Consider the following 565-nt stretch of genomic DNA (forward strand, 5'->3'; position numbering starts at 1 on the left):
AGGTCGACGAGAGGGCTGGTGGTGACCGCGTCGAGCGGGTGGTGCGTGGCGCCGAGTTGGGCGGCGAGGCGGCGGGCGAGGCCGAGCCGGACGGGGCCGGACTCGCAGTCGACGACCACGCAGGAGGCGGCGGCGGCCCGGAGCACCGCCGCCGCGCGGGCAGCCCGCTCGAGCGGGCGTTCGCCGGTGGTGGCCCGGCCGTCGGTGAGCACCAACACCAGGGGGCGGCGGCGCGGGTCGCGCAGCCGCTCCACCCGCAGCAGCTCGGCGGCGGCAAGCAGCCCTTCGGCGAGCGGGGTGCGCCCGCCGGAGGGCAGCTCGGCGAGCCGGGCCGAGGCCGCGAGCACCGACGAGGTCGCCGGGAGGAGGGTCTGCGCACCGCCGCCCCGGAAGGCGACCACCGCGACCTTGTCCCGGCGCTGGTAGGCGTCGGTGAGCAGGGCGAGCACCGCCCCCTTGACCGCGGCCATCCGTTGCCGGGCACCCATCGAGCCGCTGGCGTCGACCGCGAAGAGCACCAGGTTGCCCTCGCGCCCCTCCCGGACCGCCTCGCGCAGATCGGTCG

1 protein-coding gene is annotated in these 565 nt (G+C 78.4%); it reads right to left on the bottom strand.

Features of this window, described 5'->3' with window-relative positions; all coding sequences use genetic code 11:
* Positions 1 to 565: VWA domain-containing protein (locus C1I99_RS31850; protein ID WP_146604120.1), on the bottom strand; the 565-nt coding region annotated here is incomplete at both ends.

Source organism: Micromonospora deserti, assembly GCF_003236335.1.
Lineage (GTDB): Bacteria > Actinomycetota > Actinomycetes > Mycobacteriales > Micromonosporaceae > Micromonospora > Micromonospora deserti.